1 protein-coding gene and 1 pseudogene are annotated in these 1,150 nt (G+C 68.4%); both read left to right on the top strand.

Translation table 11 applies throughout. The annotated features are described in order from the left end of the window. The coding region (locus ABZ281_RS50135) for a TauD/TfdA family dioxygenase (RefSeq protein WP_356665586.1) at positions 1-679 on the top strand (679 nt) is incomplete at its 5' end. A 52-nt stretch (positions 680-731) separates the two neighbouring features. Next, positions 732-1,150, top strand: a pseudogene (locus tag ABZ281_RS50130) (hypothetical protein); the annotation flags it as partial.

Below are 1,150 nucleotides of genomic sequence, written 5' to 3'. Positions count from 1 at the left end.
CACGAGCATCGACCGCCGCTACGCCGTCGGCGGCTTTCCCGGGCTGACCGTCATCAGCAACATCGTCGAGGACGGCGAGTACGTCGGCATCTACGACGGGGACGACGAGGAGGAATGGCACGCCGACAACAGCTTCAAGCCACAGCTGACCGCCGTGACGCTGCTGTACTCGGTCATCACCCCCGAGGAAGGCGGCGAGACCCGCTTCGCCGACGCGACCCGCGCCTACACCGGCCTCCCCCCGGCGGCACGGCAGCGGATCGAGAAGATGCGCGCGGTGCACTCCATCCAGCAGCTCGGCGCGTTGCAGAGCCAGGCCAGCGGCGGGCAGTCGTCGGCCGCGGCCGGGAGCCTCGCCAGCCAGCCAGAGGTCGAGCACCCGCTCGTCCTGACCCATCCGGTCACCGGAGCCCGCTCACTGCTGCTCGGCTCCATGGTGATCCGCTGCGTTACCGGACTCTCCGATCAGGACAGCCGCGCCCTGATCGACGACCTGCTGGAGCACACGACCAGAGCGCCGTACCTCTACAGCCATCGCTGGAGTCAGGGCGACCTGGTCGTGTGGGACAACCTCGCCACCCTCCACACCGCATCCCCGTGCGACAGCTCCCGCCACCCCCGCCTGCTGTATCGCGCTGCCGTTCGACAGCATGCCGCTTCCCGTGGCTCCGAGGGATGACCGGCGGCGAGAACACGCTGTCTGCGCTCGTCGCCAGCCCTAGTGTTTGCCCATGACCGCGAAGGCCGTGAAGGTGCCCCTGAAGGAAACCGCCCTCAACCTCGAGCGCATCACCCAGATCGGACGCCAAGTGCACGGCGTGTGCCCAGACTTCGACGCCGGCGCCTTCGTACAGGACGTGATGTCCGACCTGCCCGCACTGGAGCTCAAAGACCGGATTTCTCGGACCAGCCAGGCACTGCACACCCACCTTCCGGTCACCGGCACCCAAGCCCTCGACGTCCTGCTGCGCTCGCTGCCGCCGACGACCGAAGCCGCCGGCATCACGAACGACTTCGGGTGGCACACCTACTCCCCGCACTCCGACTTCGTCGCGCGCTACCTGCGCACCGGCGAGTACCTGGACCAAGCCCTCGACGCCCTCGCGCGCTTCACCCGGTACTTCTCGGCAGAGGTCGCCGTGCGGGACTT

This window comes from Streptomyces sp. NPDC006265 (genome assembly GCF_040613555.1).
Classification (GTDB): Bacteria; Actinomycetota; Actinomycetes; order Streptomycetales; family Streptomycetaceae; genus Streptomyces.
Note: the sequence above shows the minus strand (reverse complement) of the source record. Positions and strands in the feature narration are given on the sequence as shown.